Here is a 15,369-nt window from a genome sequence, read left to right as displayed (position 1 = left end):
GGGGCTCGATAGACAACAATAAACTGGAGGGAACCATGAAGTTCACACGCAGATCATTCATCGCTTCGACAGCTTTTGTCGCGACGACCTTCTCTATTGTCCGCCCAGCTCAAGCTGCGACCTACAAGCTCGCCACCAACATGCCCGCCGGCCATCCCATGATCACGCGGATCGAGGAGGCGGCCAGGAACATCAAGGCGGACACTAACGGTGAATTCGACATCCGCATTTTTCCCAACAGCCAACTCGGCGGAGACCTGGAGGTCTTGTCCCAGTTGCGTCAGGGAGCGATCCAGTTCTATCCGCTGGCCGGCGCACAGCTCTCCAATCTTGCTCCGGCATCCTCCCTCAATGGTGTTGGTTTCGCGTTCAACAGCCTGGACGAAGTCTGGAAGGCAATGGATGGCGATGTTGGCGGCTTGGTGCGTAAAGGCCTCGAGCAAACCGGATTGCACACTTTCGACAAGATGTTTGACAACGGCTTCCGACAGATAACCAGCGGTTCGAAGCCTATCGAGAAGCCGGCTGACCTGTCTGGCGTACACATCCGCGTCCCACCCAGCCCGCTCTCAACATCCCTCTTCAAGGCCTTCGGCGCCGCTCCGCAGTCGATCAGCTTCGGTGAAGTCTACACCGCACTGCAGACCAAACTCGTCGACGCCCAGGAAAATCCGCTCCCGCTCGTCGACAGCGGCAAATTCTACGAGGTCCAGAAATACGTCAGCCTCACCAACCATATGTGGGACGGGCTCTGGATGCTGGCCAACGGGGCGTTCTGGAAACGCCAGACCCAGCAGGTCAAGGACATCATCAACAAGCGCTTCACCGAGGCTGCCATCGCGGAGCGGGCCGATCTGGTCAAACTCGACGAAAGCCTCCGCGCCAAACTAACCGGCGCGGGCATGACCATCGTCGAGCCGAACCGCCAAGCGTTCCGCGACGTGCTCGCAGCTTCGCCCTTCTACAAGGAGTGGAAGGAGAAGTTCGGCGCCGAGGCATGGGGCACGCTCGAACGCTACACGGGCAAGCTGGGTTGAGATGATGGCTGCGACCGATCTTCCGGCGGCAGCGTCCGCCAGCGACATCCCCGGACAAGCGAGCCCCGGAGCGCTCGACCGGATTGAATCTGGACTCGGCAAGCTCGTCGACTTCGTCGCAGCCGCTCTCCTGCTCGTCGATATCGTGCTGCTCGGCTGGGCAGTGACGGCACGCTACCTCCTCAACATTCCAGTCACCTGGATCGAGGAGGTGGCGATGCTCGTCTTCCTGTGGTTCGGGATGCTGGGGGTGGCCAGCGCATTGCGGCGCAAGATCCACCTCCGCCTCACCTTCGTGCTCTCGAAAATGGCCCCCGATCGGCGCACTCGCTTCGAGCGGGTCGCTCATGTCGTTTTGCTGGTGTTCCTGCTCAAGCTGATCGCGCCGACGATCGCGCTCGTCGAGCTCAACCACATCGTGACCACGCCAAATCTCTCGATCCCCGGCTCGATCCCCGTGCTGGCGACCCTTGTCAGCATCATGCTGATGATGGTCTTCCTGCTGATCCAGATGTGGCGCGCATCGTCGGCCAGGATCGTGCTAGTGCAGACCATCATCGCGAGTGCGGTAGCGATCGGCCTCGAACTGACACCACCGCTGCTCGCGGAGTTCGGGAACATCAATCTGCTGCTGTTCTTCGGCGTCGGCGTGATGGCTCTCATCATCATCGGCGTACCGATCGCTTTTGCGTTCGGTGCAGCGACGGTCGGCTATTTCACGCTGACAAGCGATCTTCCCCTGACGGTGATCGTCGGGCGCATTAACGAGGGCATGTCGCACTTCATCCTGCTGACGATCCCGCTCTTCATCTTCCTCGGCATCCAGATCCAATACACCGGCATGGCCCGAGCGATGATCAACTTCGTCGTGGCGCTAATTGGCTCGGCGCGCGGCGGCTTGAGCTACGTCATGCTCTGCGCGATGTACCTCGTTTCCGGAATCTCCGGCGCGAAAGCTGCCGACATGGCGGCAATCGGGCCGATCCTCGCCCCGGCGATGAAGGAGCGCGGCGTAAGGGAAGGCGACATCGCAGCGCTGTTGGCAGTTTCAGCTGCGGCCGCGGAGACGATTCCACCGAGTCTCGTCCTAATCATCATGGGGTCCGTCACAGGTATCTCGATCGCCGCGCTGTTTATCGGCGGTCTCGTACCCGCGGTGGTGTGCATGCTGGCACTGGCGGTCGCCGTCTGGTTCCGCTCGCGACATGAACGCCGTGGCGAGGAGAAGCGCGACCTCAGACTCATCGGGAAAACCTTCATCATTGCGATTCCCGCGCTGGCCTTGCCCCTCATCATCCGGGCGGCCGTGCTGGAAGGCGTAGCAACGGCGACAGAGGTCGCAGTTATCGGCGTCGCCTACGTCGCCGTCGTTGGCACCGTCATGATGCGAGGGTTTTCGCTGGTCCGTATGGGCGAGATTCTGGTCGAAACCGTCGCGCTTACGGGGACGATCATGATCATCATTGCGCTAGCCGGCGCCATGTCCTGGGCATTGACGCAGTCGGGCTTCGCGGACACCCTTGTCTCGCTGATGACGGGCCTTCCTGGCGGGAAGGTGACATTCCTGGCAGTTTCGATCCTCGCCTTCATCGTCTTCGGCAGCATCCTCGAAGGCATTCCCGCTATCGTCCTGTTTGGACCCCTGCTGGTACCTGTAGCCCAGTCGCTCGGCGTCCACCCGGTTCAGTATGCGATGGTGGTGCTGCTCTCGATGGGGCTGGGCCTGTTCTCGCCACCATTCGGCTACGGCTATTACACCGCCTGCGCGATCGCGAAAGTCTCGCCCGACGACGCAATGTGGAACATGGTCCCCTATCTCGCCGCCCTGTTCGCCGCAATCGTCCTCATCGCAGCGTTCCCCTGGCTCAGTATTGGCTTCCTCTAAGCAAAGAATGCGCGGGGCCGGCTAGCAGCGGCCCCGCAGCAAAGTCTCATAGTCCGCCAAAAGCAGGCTAGGCCTCGCCTTCAGCCGAGCCCTTGTCTCATGCGGAAATATAATCGTCGGCGTACTGTCGTTAAATACCCGTGACGCCCCGTGCACACGTACCGGAATATTCCGACCGCGGCAGCTACGCGTCCGCGCATGCGTGTGAGAGAGCTGCGGCAGTATCGAGAAATGATTAGAGTGGTACACTAGCCAGCAGCCGACGATGCACCGCGAGCCATGATCAATGTTTCATGAGGGTCTGACCGATCAACCGACCAGTGCGGATCATCTCTGGAAAATGGTCGAGGAAAATTTCGACCATGCGAAAGTCATTCTCTCGCCCCGTCTCCAAACCAAAGCAGAAGCGCTGGCTGATGAGCCGTTTGACGCTATGTTCCCATATTACGTCTCTTACCGCGGAGCATCAGACGACAACGATCAACGCAAGTATTTTTATGATCTTGGGAATGCGCAGATTGTCCCTCTGAAAAACTTAATTCGAGAACGCTCCCTCACACCAGAATTTGTCCATCGTTGGGGGTCTTGATGTGCAGCTACGGCCACACCTTAAATTATCTCATGGATGACAGCCGGGTGCTCGTCGCAGAACGGGGCGCCGCTTTCAGTGCGGAGAAGCGCAACCTCATGCCGCAACGCGTCTGGCTCGCCCACGTTATGTGGCCTTACGCAAAGGGGGGAAAACGGCGTAGGGCCGAGGAACTCGCTGTCGATTTGATCGAGAAGGTCATCGCGAAGGGCGGCTGGGACAAATTCGGGCCGGAATGGTTTGAGGCAATGCTCGCACCCAAGAAGGCAGGTGACGGTGAGCGGCAGCTCAAGAGCACGTTCCGGCAGAACAAGTTCAGCGTGAAAGAGATGGAGGAGGCGATAGCCGAGGGCGTCGAAGATATCCCGCCGACGAAAGAATCTTCTCTCCTAAGCGGCAAACGTTGAAGATGCTCGTCGTCGCATGTGTCCAATGTCGTCTCGCCGGCACCAACCAGTGCCTCTCTGGAGACGAAAGATGGGACAAGTTCGCGACCACCCGCCCGACCGCCTGATCACATATAAGCAGGCCGCTGACGCACTCGGCCTGCCCTACTTCAAGATCCAGCGTGCTGCGGCGCGCGGTGAACTGCCGACCTATTCGCTACTCAATGGTCGAAAATACGTAAAATTGCGCGACATCGAAGCGCGCATCCGCGTCCACAAATAGCACTCCCGAAAATCTGCACTCCCTGCCGTGGAAGCAACAGCTTCTGCGATCGGGGAAACTCATCTGAAAGGCACTTCCAGTGAACGAATTTCCGTACTCACCTGAAGACTCCATGACTGATGAGGAACTCCGGGCCCTCCCCGGTTATGTTCCTCCGATTGAAGAGCAGTTGGACGCCGCCAAGGGACGGCGTGCGACCTACTATGCCAGTGGCTACATCGTCATCGAGCCGCGGCGCCCGGAAGACGATCTCGTAATCATCCTCCCCAGCCGCTATCGCCGCTGACCACAACAACTTCGCCCCGTCATCGGGGCGAAGCTTCCGTCGGCCAAGTCCGATCACCCCTTTCCGCAATTCGCCGTCCTTTAGCTGTCGCTCCTCGAGCGCGCGGGCGGCTTCCCATTGGAATTTTCCCATGAACAGCCCCGTGAATATCTTTGCAGAGAACGTCCAAGCCTACCGAGAGGCGGGTTTCTGGCCGCGGCCCGTTGTGCTTGGCCAGAAGCGGCCGCCGATGAAAAATTGGCAGGTGCCGGACACCAAGGTCTCATCGGAGGCATTCCGGCGCTGGCTGAGTGACTACGCCGGGATGGGGATAGGCGTTGTGATGGGCTCGCTGTTCCCCGACGGCTAGCGGCTCGGCGCACTCGATATCGACGACGACCGCTTCGTCAGGCTGGCGCAAGCGGTGCTGATGAATCCGCCGAGCGGACGGATCGGGGCTCGCGGCATCGTCTACTTCGCCCGGGTGACGGCCGAGAATGCCAACCGGGCCTATTCGGTCAAAGTCGGCGGCGAGACCGTGAAGGTCGGCGAACTGCTTGTCGACCAGAAGTTCTGTGTCCTGCCACCGACGATCCACCCTAACGGCAGGCCCTATCGCTGGGTCGGGTCGAGCTTGCTCGATGTCGAATACACCAACCTCCCTCTGATCGAGGACTGATAAATGCAATTGCGCGGACAGCGCCCGATTCCGATCGGGCTACTCGACCTTCTTTTCACGTCAGAGCTGACGCTGGAGGTGATGCGAGCAACCGGCACGCATATCCCCACGCGCGACCTTGTCGCCCGGATCGTGCGTTTCAGCCAGAATTTCGACTACATTAGAGAGCTGATCGCAGCTGCCCTGCCAACCGACTACGAGGGTGATACCCTCGACGAAGTGGAGGGGATGGTTTCCGGTGCTTTGTCGAAGGATTTCGACAAGCCAACCAAACGCGGACAGCCTCAATCGCAGTCGGCGATCGCTCTCAAGGGGGTTCAGCGCAATGGCATCGAAGCCGTCGCGGACCAGAACGGCGAAATCTTCGTCGGCATCCCGCAGGCGGGCGGTGGTGTCATCTATCACTAGCTCAGGTCGACGCCGAGCAAGGCGTTCTTCCGCCTGATGGTGCTTCGCGGCACCGGCAAGCCGCTCAAGCATGAGCCATTGACAGAGCTCCTCGACAATTTGGAGGCGAACGCTCTGCACACCCTGTCGCCGGTCTCGATCCACCTGCGCTGGGCGAGGGATAACGATCAGCTGGTGTTGGACCCCTGCTGGCCGAACGGAGACCGCATCCTGGTCAGACGCTCCGGTTGGACGATTGGTCGAGCCGATCATGTCCGCTTTCGTCGCCCGTCGGGCTTTGGTGCGCTACCTCGTCCTGGCACGGGCAAAGGTTTGAAGCGGCTCACGCAGTTGCTCGGGCTGGAGGGACGGCGGCTCGACGTGGCCGAGTACATCGCCATTGCGAGGGCAATAGGGGCTGAGCCATACGAGCTAATACAGGGGGCGGAGGGAGCAGTTCCGCCAGCCAAATAGGGCCGCGAATGGCCCATCTCCGACGCTTACGATGCCTGCCTTGCGACAGGTTCGTAGAGCGTCCGCATATGCAGCTTCGCCTGCAGTCAGTTCGAAAACGCGGACGACACCGAAGTCAGTTTATCGATCACTGGGCTTCAAAACCCGATGGCGATATCGGGTTCAGTGGGGCCGAATTCGGTCAGGAGTCATGTTCCAGCGTCGCACGAGTGGAACAATTTGACGACGGTCGGAAGTCGACCTCATCGCCGTTAACACGAACACGCCTCTGCCGAAGGCCGCTTCTGATGAAATGCGCGCAGAAACCTTGCATCGCGGCCTGTTGATTCTCGATGCATAAATTGTGGACAACCCCTGGCTCGATCACGGGCCGATTGAGCGAGTTGATGAAAGGATATCACCTTACGTTAAATGAGGAGAGCACTTATGCCCGGCGGCGGTATAGCGTGCAGCAACGGCAACATGTGTCAGTGGCTCGCCAAAGCTGCCAGGACCTTCCTGATCGCGGCAGCCCTGATCGCACCGACGCCCTCGGTCCTTGGCGAAACCCCGCCAACGCAAGCCTCGGTCGAGAAGCAGCTGATCGATGCCCGCAGCCAGCTTGAAGCCCTGCTCAAGGACGAGAGGCTCGTCCCGGAGATGGCGCTCCTGAAGGCTGCGCGCGAGTTCATCGCAAGTCTTGCACCACTCGACAAGCGCCCAGGTACGCTGGACGCGGAACGAGCAGCGTGGCTCGAGATTTGGCTCAGTCGCGCCAAGATCGTCGTCGAAGCGAATTGCGACCAAGCACCTTGCGGCCTGCTCGAGGGACGGCGCGCTACGGACGCGCGGGCACTGATCAAAAGCCTCATCCTCACTTTGAATGACGCAGCGAGACCCGCCTTGTTCGCGGAGTTCGTCGAACAGGCGACCAAAACGATGCCCACTTCCGATTTCGGCAATGCAGCTCTGCGGGAGGTCATTGGCGAACTGGCGAAGACTTACGCAGCGCGCGACAATGCCGCGGCTGCAGCATTCGCGGGCCATCTCGCCAGCACGATCAATGCGTCGACAAATGTCGGTCCCGACTTGCATCGCCAGCTACAGGAGCTGCTGACCAAGTATCAGTCCGAAGCACTGAAGGCGCGGCAACAGGAAAGCGCCTTGAAAAGCATCGCTCAGCCACTGGAGCAACTGCTGAAAGACGCAGCCACGAAGATGCGCCTCGATGCGAACGCCGACAAGGCGCTGCTGGCGTCGCTGCTGGCGATTCATGACCAGCTTTCTACCCTGTTGCGCAAACCGAACGTACCTCGACTTTATATCCTCGATGCCTGGACGGGCGATATCGATCAGCTGCTTCCTCGACTGGCAGCTTATCAACACTCATCGCCGGCGGGCTTCGAGCGCCGCACCAGCCGATCCTGCATTTCGACCCGCGCAGTCCGGGCGAAATGCATGGGCAAACAGATCTGCTCCCTCGGAACCAGTATCAGTGACCTGTGCGGCTACGATCCGGTTCCGCATGCCGACGCGAGCATCAAGGGGACCGTTGTCCATTTCGAATGCCTCAGAACCACGGATGACGAATGGGATGTCCTCGCGACGACCTATGACGGGAAGGCGCAAGGCAAGGGCGGAAGAAGAGTCGGCACATTCCAGCGCGCAGTTCTGATGTCGGGTGCGGGAAGTACGCAGACCTTGCAGTGCACGGTCAACGAACCTGACGCCAAGAAATCATCCACGCCCCTTGCTGTGGGCGCCCCACAATGAGTGGGACGGCACAGCATCGCACTTGGGCGAGGCGCGATACGCGCGCCCTCGTCATCGCCTTTCTCGGACTCGCGGTGGGCAGTTGCACCAATGTCGCAGAAAGCCGGCGGATCGAACCTGTCGCCTATACCGGATTGGCAGGCGGTACGAATTGCCGCTCTCAGCTCGGCAGCTACGCCCTGCCGAAGGGATTGCTGACGCTCACCCTGACCACCAACGTAGAGGGCAATACCACGCTCACCTCATCCGGCGGCGCGACGGCCGATGATCCGAAGCGCTATATCGGTACGGTTCGCGTTCCCGACGAGCAGGTCTGTCTCGATTTCACTTCCTCGCCGACGGCCGAAGACAATATCCAGATTCTCAAGGCCGTCCGCGGACAGACCGGGCTTGCCCAGGCCAAAGCTCCCCTGGACCTGAACGCCAAGGCTTTGCCCGAGCAGACGCCTTTCCTCGGGGCGGTGCTGGCCAACAGCATCGATCGCAGCGGGGAGATCGCCGCGCGCCTGATCAGAACCGCGTTCATCGCGATCTCGGGCGATCCGAGGTTCGATCCGAAATCCAGAGCCGGGGCATTACGAACGACAGCGCCGGCGGCGTTCACCGAAACGCTCACGTTCGACCCGTTCGACCCGCATGATTCGGCGCGCGCCAATACCCGGCTCACCGCAGCGGGCTATTGCCTGGTCATCGACGGGTACACCTTCCACGATCCCGACGGCCTGCAGCGCTATTGCAACAACCCCGGCAGCGCGGCGGCCAATCCCCCGGCCGTCGCGGCAAGCTATGTTGCGATGCGCGAGCAGAAGCAGCCACTGCCGGTTTCGGGGCTGATGTATCGGCCGCGCACCAGCTACACCGCGGCCCTCTACGCAAAGCCCGATCGCGGCGGCCGCGAGCCATGGCGGCTTTGGACGACCGAGGTCAAGGAGCTCGAGAACCTCTCGCCCGTGCTGTCTCTGCAGATCGGCCGCAACATCTTCGCGGGCAGGCGCGCCGCCTTCCTGTTCGACGAAGGCGCTCTGGTCACGAGTTGTCTGTCCACGACCAGCGAGGTCGCCGGCTTCGTCGAGATCCCGCTCGAGATATCGCGCAGCCTGGTCTCCTTGCCGGAGCGCATCATCTCGATCCGGATCGGCGCGGCGGAGCGCGACAAGACCCTGGCGCTCGCCGAGAAGCAGGTTCTCGATCTGCAACGCAAAATCATCGAGATGAACGACGCGACAATTCTGGTCGGCGAGAACCCCAAAGAGTTCACTTCGACGCCGATAGGGGAAGGCAATGGGCTCAACTTTGTGTCAGCCAAGCCTGCCGAGTTTTCGCAACTCCAGAAAGCCGCATGCGGCACATGAGAGCCGTAACTCAGAATGGATCAGCGCATGCTCCCGCCTAGAACACGGCACTCCTTCCATGTTGGCGCACTGCTCGCCCTGAGCGTCGCGGGCTGCGCCAGCATGGTCGAGACCCGCACGGCCAGGCTGGACGACACGATCTCTTGCTCGGGCGCCATGCCCGGCTATCGCCTGCCGGGTCGCGATCTGCGCGTTACGATCACCGAGGCAGCCGGGGGCGGCTTTGCCGTGACGAAAATCAGCCCGGTGCCGATGGGGCGCGGCCCGGTGCAATGCCTCGATTACGTATCCTTGGCGACGTCGAACGACCAGCTGGTCGCCAAGATCAGCACGACGGGGCTACTTCAATCGATCGGAACGGTGGCTGAAGACCAATCCGTCGAGATCGCTAAAAAACTGATCGAGACAGGCAAGAACGTCGCCATCGCAGCCGGCGCGCGAAACGCGACCTTGGGCCGCAAACTTGCACCGCCTGAGCCGCTCAGCTTCGATCCGTTCGATCCGCTCGCCTATGGCCGGATCAAAACGGCCTTGCGGGACTATGGCCTCTGCATCGTCGTCGAAGGAGTCCATGTCCCGGTCGGGGGCGCCGGAGCCGAGGCTTATTGCGACAGGCGAGGCTCCCCCAGTTTCATGCCGGAGGCGGAGACTGCGCGCCTGCAGCCGGTGCCGCAGGCGGAAGCCGCGCGCGGAGTGCTGTATCGCCCGCTGCTGACTCACATGGTTACGGTGTTGCGCAAGGCCGATCCTTATGGCCGCGGGGCTTGGTCGCTACATCAACGCGAGGCACATGCTTTTCCCGATCTCGCGCCGGTCGTGTCGATCGGCGTCGAGCGGGCGGCCTTCGCGACACGCACGACACAGCTCAAGTTCGACGATGGCGTCCTGACCGATGTGAGCGTCGATAAAAAATCCGAGCTGCTCGGCTTGTCGCAGATCCCGCTCGATTTCGCGCGGGCCGTTGTCGATATCCCCGGCCAGATCATCACCTTGCGGATTATTCAGGCCAGCCAGGAGAGCAAGTTGCTGGTCGCGCAATCCGACAAGATCAAGGCGCAGGGCGACCTGATCGCAGCGCAGACCGCGTTCATGCTGGCACGGCAGCGCGCGCTCGCGCCTGAAGCTCAACGCGATGCGACTGTCGAGCCGTCGCGTAGCGCCTCCGGCCGCAGCGCGCTTGCCAACCATGCGATGGAGACTTTCGTCAATTCCTGCATCGACAACGGCACGGCATCGGATAAATGCCTTGAGCGTTGGCAGAACGAGAGCCGATGATGCGATGGTGCGGCATCTTCCTGTCGTTCCTTGCCGCCGCACTGCTGGCTGCGGCTGCGGCGCATGCGCAAGGTTTCGACCGCGCGACAGGCAAGCAGGTTTCGGATCTGTTCAATTCGCGCACGGGCACGGCCCGCACTCGAATGACCCATGCCTTTCCCGAGGTGAAGCTCGAGAGCGTCTACGCGATACGCTACAAAACGAGCGGAGGCGAAACGAAACTATGCACCGGGACGCAGCTCGACAGCCAGCATGTGCTGACAGCCGGACATTGCGGCTGCGGCGATCCCAGCACTTACGTGCTCAGTAATTCGCCCGATCTGCGCCAGCGCAAGCAAGCTTCTGCGGTAGAGGTCGGCATCATCGGCGTACCCATTCTCTTCGATCAGCGCTGGTGCAGTGGCGGCGGCGCTTTCGGCAAGGACCTTGCGCTGCTCAGAACATCGAAAGTCCTGCCGCCGCGCGGCGATACAAAGCTAACGCGGACTGAGGAAGGGACGCTGCCCTGGTCGAATCTGACGACCGAAACGCGGGTCGGAGCTGGGTTGGTCGCAGTCGGCTATGGCTATACCGAAACGGGAGAGATCGGTCGACGAATGAAGGCGGAAGTCCCGGTCGTGACACGCGACTGCGCGGAGCGGATATGGTGGCGCTATTGCGCGCCCTTCGAGGAGTTCGTGCTGGCCGCCGACGCAGGGTCGAGTCGCCCCAGCGACAGCTGTGGCGGAGATAGCGGCGGGCCGGTGATCGCTCAGGTGTGGATGTCGGAACCAAAGATAACAAACGTGACCCGTGAGGTCTCTCACGACCCTGCCTTAGTGTTGGTCGGCGTGACATCGCGGGCAGCGCCCTTCGCACAGCCCTATTCCGATCAACATTGCGGCGGCGGCGGTATTTATACAATTATTTCACGAAATTCTGTAATGTCCTGGCTATCTACCCATGGCGTTAAATTCAGTTTCTTGATTCAATATTGGGAAAAACTTCCAGAAAACCAATAAACATTAATATCATCAATCATTTTCGCAAATATCCTTTTTGTTATCTTCCTCCAATCGCGCCCGAGCCTCTTCGATATCATCATAAGCCTTGCCCACCGCGCCGCCGGCCGCCTTCAGGGCTTTAAGCTGCGAAAGGATCTCGCTGGTCGGCACCGCAATTTCGTGCACGAACCAGTTGGCGTGACTCACCTGCTTCGAATCGACGCCAGCCGAGAATATACCGGCGACACAAAGCTGACGCCGGTGCACGACCATGCCGCCGGAAGCACCGCTCTCAGCATCGGGATCGAGGATGAAGGCCGGCATGCCGCTTGGGGAATAGCCGCGATGGCGCAATGTGAACGACCCGGCGCCATTATCGACATAGGTGTCCATGATGGCCTTCATGATCCGCCCTGCGATCCTCATCACCTCGGATTGCGCGGCCGGCTGCGACACCTGGCTGGCAGCGTTCCAGATCGGCGCCGCGAGCTTGCAGAGCACCTCGCGCTTGACCGCGCTGGAGACGCGGTAGGGTAGTATTCCTCGCGCGTTGTCGAGAATCTGGCCCCGCCCTCCGCCCGGATGGCCGAAGAGAACATACGGCTCACCCATTTCTTCCGCAGCTGCTTCATTGCATAACCGTGCCGGCCTGATCTCGGCGTCATTGGGGGCAAGCCGCAACAGCGCGACATCGAGCAGATCGCTGGCGAAGTTCATGTCGCCGATGCGCTGCTGCGCCGTCGCATCCGGGCTCGCCGGAAGAATGACTTCGGCGATCGCGACTTCCCGCATGCGCGGACCCGGCCGGGCGAAGCCGTTGATCTGCACCTTCACGCCAGCCAGCTCCGCAGCGTCCAGATAGGATTTCGGCCCGTCAGGGCTGCCACCCTCGGTCCGCGTCAGACAATGGGCGGCCGTCATGACCAGATCCTTGGTGACGAGAAAGCCCGAACAGAATCGCCTGCCGCCGCGCTTGAGCGACACCGCTGAATCGGCGAGCTTGACGATTCTCTCGTAGACACAAAGCGGGTAGCCGTCATTCTTGCCATACAGCGCGCGTCCACTGACACGCACGCGCGTGCTCATATCGGATTTTTGATCGCGTTCGCCGGTATTTTCCCGCACCAAGCCCATGAGATAGCCGATCATCTCGTTGGTTTTGCCCTGCTCGATTTCTCTTTGACAAATCTCTTGGGCGCTCTGCTGTCCGGCCTCGGCGGTGCTGTCCACGCTCGCTTTGAAAGTATCCATAGCCAGCTTCAGCTGATTGCTCGTGGCCTCCCCCCCGGTGGCGATGGCGATCTTCGTCAGGTTGGAGAAATGTTTGTTGACCTGGTTGTTGGCCGAGCTGCCGATCGCCAGGAACTCCTTGCGCAAACTTTCGGCCTTGGCTCGCTGCGCTGGCGCGAGGCTCGACGGGATGGGCAGGCTCGGCGGAGCGGGGGCAGGGAGCCGCGCCTGGCCGAACCAGGTCTCCATGGCGGCAGGATTCTGCACCGATAGGCTCGGCAACTGTATCGGCCGGCCGGCCAATTCCTCAAGCACGTATTTCGCGCGAGGATCCAGGCCCGGCAAGGCCGTCGCGGTTCCGTCCTGACGCCGTATCGCGATATCGCCGGCGATATTGCGTGTGACGACCCCGCGGATGTCCTGACTGAAGCCCAGCGCAAGCGAGCTCAGCCAGAACATGCCGACCAGAGATACGCGCAGCTTCGTAAAGGAATGCATGAATTGCTCCTTGGAACGCCTGAGCATCAAGAGTAATTGTCTTCGTGTTTCATCATGATAGCAAGGTACTTGCACGATGCTCTCCAAGCTTCATCGAGCAGTCATCGCAAGCATCGTCGTCGGCCTCCGCTGCATGTCCATCAGCCCCGTATGGAGCCAGGATCTGATTTGCGGCGAATTGAAGGTCTCAGGCCGAAGCGGACAGGCTCTCGCATTCCAGCCGAAGATGATGCCTAACGCCACCGAAGTTCCGGCTGGGCAATTGCCGGCACAGGCTTCCTTGGCTTATGTCGGCAACAATCTTGCAGCCAAACGCCATTTCTGCGGAGCGGTTTTCCTGTCGAGCCGGCGCCTTCTCACGGCCGCGCATTGTCTGGGCTGGGTTGACGGCGCCAAGCGGGCAATCATCCAAAAACCCGACGAACTTCGCGTCGTGATCAGCCGCAATCGGAAACTGGACGCGACAGGTCAGAGTGACGTGGACTATCGCGAGCTGCGCGTCACGGGTTTCGAGTGCCATCGGGGCTGGAAAGGCCAGGGGGATGGAAGCTACACATCCGGCCCCCATGACATAGCGATCGTCCAGATCGAGGATGGGGCACCGAGTTGGGCGTGGAGCCGAGGCGGCAACCGGCCGATCGTCGCTCTTCCCGCCGACGCCAAAGAGGAGCTTCTCCGGATGCCGATCGGATCGGAGTTGATCGCAACCGGCTGGGGCGGAACTTCCGATGGTGCAGCACCCCGGGTGTCCCTTCAAATGGCAACGATGATCCGACAGGATCGCAATACTTGCGACGGGACCTTCGATGCGATCTGCCTGCGCCAGAAAACTTCCGACAGCGCGATCTGCGGTAACGATAGCGGTGGTTTTGCTGGGCAGGTCGAAGGCGATATCATGGCGCTTGCCGGGATTGTCGGGGGCGGCCCCCGGGCTTGCGGCGCTGACGGCCAGAGCGATTATTACACGCGCGTTTCCAGCCATGCCGACTGGATCAGATCAATCGTCGGCCCGGCGAACTTCGACGTATGGAAAACGCTGCCATAGCAGGTTGCATAAGGATTTCGACGATCCATCACGCCGTCATTCGGTGCTAGTTTGTATGTAGCCATCGAATTCGAAAGCGCCACCATGAACTGAACTCATCCGTCGTGGCTGCAAGCATGCCGCGAAAACGGGTCAACTTCGCCGCACTCATTGAGCTTGGAATGTTAGGTTTCGGAAAATGGCCAACGTCGGATTACGGCGCACTGCCGAAGGATTGACCTGGACGGTCGACCTTGCTCAGTTCCTCACATCGACGAGATCTGAGCGGGCATGGCTTTCGGCGTCTTCATCCACCGTCAGGATTCGATCTATGACGACAGCCCGGCTGAGCGGTATCAGTTCCCGCGTCAATATCTCGGCCGCGTGCAAGCCTGCATTGGCGACTGGATCATCTACTATGAGCCGCGAAAGGTCACCGGGACGCGCGGCTACTTTGCCGTGGCCAAGGTCCAGCAGGTGATTCCCGATCCGGCCACGCCGGGTATGTACCTCGCCATCATCGAACCGAGCAGCTATCTCGATTTCGCCAATCCTGTGCCCTTCGCCGATGCTCAGGGGGTGATCGAGCGCGGCGTCCTGAATGAGGAGGGGCGTATCTCAGGTCGCGCCCAGGCGGCAGTGCGTCCGCTCTCGCCAGCAGACTTCAATCGAATCACTAGCCTTGGCCTGGAAGACCCTGCTCCGCTGTTGCCGCGCCTGGACGACAGTGCGGCATTGGGTGGCTTCGCAGAGGAGCAGGCTCCGTTTGTGTTTGAGCAAGATCGCGAACGGGCTACAATCCTTGCTTCCCGGATTGTCCGCGACCGTGTCTTCCGCCGCGTCGTGCTGCGCGCTTACGACGAGCGCTGCGCAATCACGGGTCTCAAACTGATCAATGGCGGTGGCCGTGCCGAGGTCGCTGCGGCTCACATTCGTCCGGTCGAGGCGAAGGGCCCTGACATCGTCAACAACGGCATCGCCCTGTCAGGCACCGCTCACTGGATGTTCGATCGTGGTTTGATCAGCCTGTCCGACGATCTCGACATCCTGGTCTCCCGGCATGCGAATGACGCGGATGGGATACGCAGCTTCATCAACAAAACAGGTCGAGCACTACCGCCACTGCGAGCCCATCACCGCCCGCATCCGCATTTCCTGCGGTGGCACCGAGAGAATTGCTTCAAACAGTGAGGGTTAGCGGGAGCGTGCCTGAGAGGCCCTGTACGACTTCGAGCCGTACTTGCAACCGAGATGTAACCCCGGGTTTTCG

16 protein-coding genes are annotated in these 15,369 nt (G+C 60.7%); 15 read left to right on the top strand and 1 reads right to left on the bottom strand.

All coding sequences use genetic code 11. The features are described 5' to 3' along the window. The first annotated feature begins 35 nt into the window (after positions 1-35). From J0I42_RS07455 to J0I42_RS07395, 13 genes are all read left to right on the top strand, one after another. The gene (locus J0I42_RS07455; protein WP_291654184.1) at positions 36-1,037 is read left to right on the top strand and encodes a TRAP transporter substrate-binding protein; all 1,002 of its coding nucleotides are present in this window, start codon (positions 36-38) and stop codon (positions 1,035-1,037) included. Between the two features lie 4 nt (positions 1,038-1,041). Continuing rightward, the gene (locus J0I42_RS07450; protein ID WP_465247653.1) at positions 1,042-2,922 is read left to right on the top strand and encodes a TRAP transporter large permease; all 1,881 of its coding nucleotides are present in this window, start codon (positions 1,042-1,044) and stop codon (positions 2,920-2,922) included. A 286-nt stretch (positions 2,923-3,208) separates the two neighbouring features. Beyond that, entirely contained in the window at positions 3,209-3,511 is a 303-nt protein-coding gene (locus J0I42_RS07445; protein ID WP_291654182.1) for a hypothetical protein, read from the top strand. Continuing rightward, positions 3,511-3,918 (top strand): hypothetical protein, encoded by a 408-nt coding sequence (locus tag J0I42_RS07440; RefSeq protein WP_291654181.1) that lies wholly within the window; start codon positions 3,511-3,513, stop codon positions 3,916-3,918. Before J0I42_RS07445 ends, J0I42_RS07440 begins: the two co-directional genes overlap by 1 nt. 70 nt (positions 3,919-3,988) lie before the next feature. Further along, positions 3,989-4,180, top strand: a complete 192-nt coding sequence (locus tag J0I42_RS07435; protein WP_291654180.1) for a hypothetical protein — start codon at positions 3,989-3,991, stop codon at positions 4,178-4,180. A 112-nt stretch (positions 4,181-4,292) separates the two neighbouring features. Continuing rightward, positions 4,293-4,466, top strand: a complete 174-nt coding sequence (locus J0I42_RS07430; protein ID WP_291654179.1) for a hypothetical protein — start codon at positions 4,293-4,295, stop codon at positions 4,464-4,466. A 130-nt stretch (positions 4,467-4,596) separates the two neighbouring features. Next, complete coding sequence (locus J0I42_RS07425) at positions 4,597-4,815, top strand: bifunctional DNA primase/polymerase (RefSeq protein WP_291654178.1); 219 nt, start codon at positions 4,597-4,599, stop codon at positions 4,813-4,815. 18 nt (positions 4,816-4,833) lie between these two features. Beyond that, complete coding sequence (locus J0I42_RS07420; RefSeq protein WP_291654259.1) at positions 4,834-5,124, top strand: bifunctional DNA primase/polymerase; 291 nt, start codon at positions 4,834-4,836, stop codon at positions 5,122-5,124. A 3-nt stretch (positions 5,125-5,127) separates the two neighbouring features. Then, positions 5,128-5,532 (top strand): hypothetical protein, encoded by a 405-nt coding sequence (locus tag J0I42_RS07415; RefSeq protein WP_291654177.1) that lies wholly within the window; start codon positions 5,128-5,130, stop codon positions 5,530-5,532. Between the two features lie 879 nt (positions 5,533-6,411). Then, positions 6,412-7,737, top strand: coding sequence for a hypothetical protein (locus tag J0I42_RS07410; protein WP_291654176.1), 1,326 nt, complete (start codon positions 6,412-6,414; stop codon positions 7,735-7,737). Beyond that, positions 7,734-9,089: a hypothetical protein gene (locus tag J0I42_RS07405; RefSeq protein WP_291654175.1), complete on the top strand. Its 1,356-nt coding sequence runs from the start codon at positions 7,734-7,736 to the stop codon at positions 9,087-9,089. Before J0I42_RS07410 ends, J0I42_RS07405 begins: the two co-directional genes overlap by 4 nt. A gap of 252 nt (positions 9,090-9,341) precedes the next feature. Further along, positions 9,342-10,364: a hypothetical protein gene (locus J0I42_RS07400; protein WP_291654174.1), complete on the top strand. Its 1,023-nt coding sequence runs from the start codon at positions 9,342-9,344 to the stop codon at positions 10,362-10,364. Next, a complete protein-coding gene (locus J0I42_RS07395) occupies positions 10,361-11,365 on the top strand; it encodes a trypsin-like serine protease (RefSeq protein ID WP_291654173.1) in 1,005 nt (334 codons plus the stop codon). Before J0I42_RS07400 ends, J0I42_RS07395 begins: the two co-directional genes overlap by 4 nt. A 12-nt stretch (positions 11,366-11,377) precedes the next feature. On the opposite strand, the gene J0I42_RS07390 is transcribed toward J0I42_RS07395, so the two are convergent. Then, the gene (locus tag J0I42_RS07390; protein ID WP_291654172.1) at positions 11,378-13,075 is read right to left on the bottom strand and encodes a trypsin-like serine peptidase; all 1,698 of its coding nucleotides are present in this window, start codon (positions 13,073-13,075) and stop codon (positions 11,378-11,380) included. A gap of 76 nt (positions 13,076-13,151) precedes the next feature. Here J0I42_RS07390 and J0I42_RS07385 point away from each other — a divergent pair, with 76 nt between their 5' ends. Both J0I42_RS07385 and J0I42_RS07380 read left to right on the top strand, forming a co-directional pair. Further along, complete coding sequence (locus J0I42_RS07385; RefSeq protein WP_291654171.1) at positions 13,152-14,120, top strand: S1 family peptidase; 969 nt, start codon at positions 13,152-13,154, stop codon at positions 14,118-14,120. Positions 14,121-14,390: 270 nt separating this feature from the next. Continuing rightward, complete coding sequence (locus J0I42_RS07380) at positions 14,391-15,290, top strand: HNH endonuclease (protein WP_291654170.1); 900 nt, start codon at positions 14,391-14,393, stop codon at positions 15,288-15,290. The last annotated feature ends 79 nt before the right edge of the window (positions 15,291-15,369 follow it).

This window comes from Allobosea sp., from assembly GCF_017308015.1.
Taxonomy (GTDB): domain Bacteria; phylum Pseudomonadota; class Alphaproteobacteria; order Rhizobiales; family Beijerinckiaceae; genus Allobosea.
The sequence above is the reverse complement of the archived record's forward strand: the minus strand, read 5'-3'. Positions and strand labels throughout refer to the sequence as shown.

Coding starts and splice junctions, on each gene's coding strand:
- J0I42_RS07455 (WP_291654184.1), top strand. CDS start 36: ATGAAGTTCACACGCAGATCATTCATCGCTTCGACAGCTTTTGTCGCG.
- J0I42_RS07450 (WP_465247653.1), top strand. CDS start 1,042: ATGGCTGCGACCGATCTTCCGGCGGCAGCGTCCGCCAGCGACATCCCC.
- J0I42_RS07445 (WP_291654182.1), top strand. CDS start 3,209: ATGTTTCATGAGGGTCTGACCGATCAACCGACCAGTGCGGATCATCTC.
- J0I42_RS07440 (WP_291654181.1), top strand. CDS start 3,511: ATGTGCAGCTACGGCCACACCTTAAATTATCTCATGGATGACAGCCGG.
- J0I42_RS07435 (WP_291654180.1), top strand. CDS start 3,989: ATGGGACAAGTTCGCGACCACCCGCCCGACCGCCTGATCACATATAAG.
- J0I42_RS07430 (WP_291654179.1), top strand. CDS start 4,293: ATGACTGATGAGGAACTCCGGGCCCTCCCCGGTTATGTTCCTCCGATT.
- J0I42_RS07425 (WP_291654178.1), top strand. CDS start 4,597: ATGAACAGCCCCGTGAATATCTTTGCAGAGAACGTCCAAGCCTACCGA.
- J0I42_RS07415 (WP_291654177.1), top strand. CDS start 5,128: ATGCAATTGCGCGGACAGCGCCCGATTCCGATCGGGCTACTCGACCTT.
- J0I42_RS07410 (WP_291654176.1), top strand. CDS start 6,412: ATGCCCGGCGGCGGTATAGCGTGCAGCAACGGCAACATGTGTCAGTGG.
- J0I42_RS07405 (WP_291654175.1), top strand. CDS start 7,734: ATGAGTGGGACGGCACAGCATCGCACTTGGGCGAGGCGCGATACGCGC.
- J0I42_RS07400 (WP_291654174.1), top strand. CDS start 9,342: ATGGGGCGCGGCCCGGTGCAATGCCTCGATTACGTATCCTTGGCGACG.
- J0I42_RS07395 (WP_291654173.1), top strand. CDS start 10,361: ATGATGCGATGGTGCGGCATCTTCCTGTCGTTCCTTGCCGCCGCACTG.
- J0I42_RS07390 (WP_291654172.1), bottom strand. CDS start 13,075: ATGCATTCCTTTACGAAGCTGCGCGTATCTCTGGTCGGCATGTTCTGG.
- J0I42_RS07385 (WP_291654171.1), top strand. CDS start 13,152: ATGCTCTCCAAGCTTCATCGAGCAGTCATCGCAAGCATCGTCGTCGGC.
- J0I42_RS07380 (WP_291654170.1), top strand. CDS start 14,391: ATGGCTTTCGGCGTCTTCATCCACCGTCAGGATTCGATCTATGACGAC.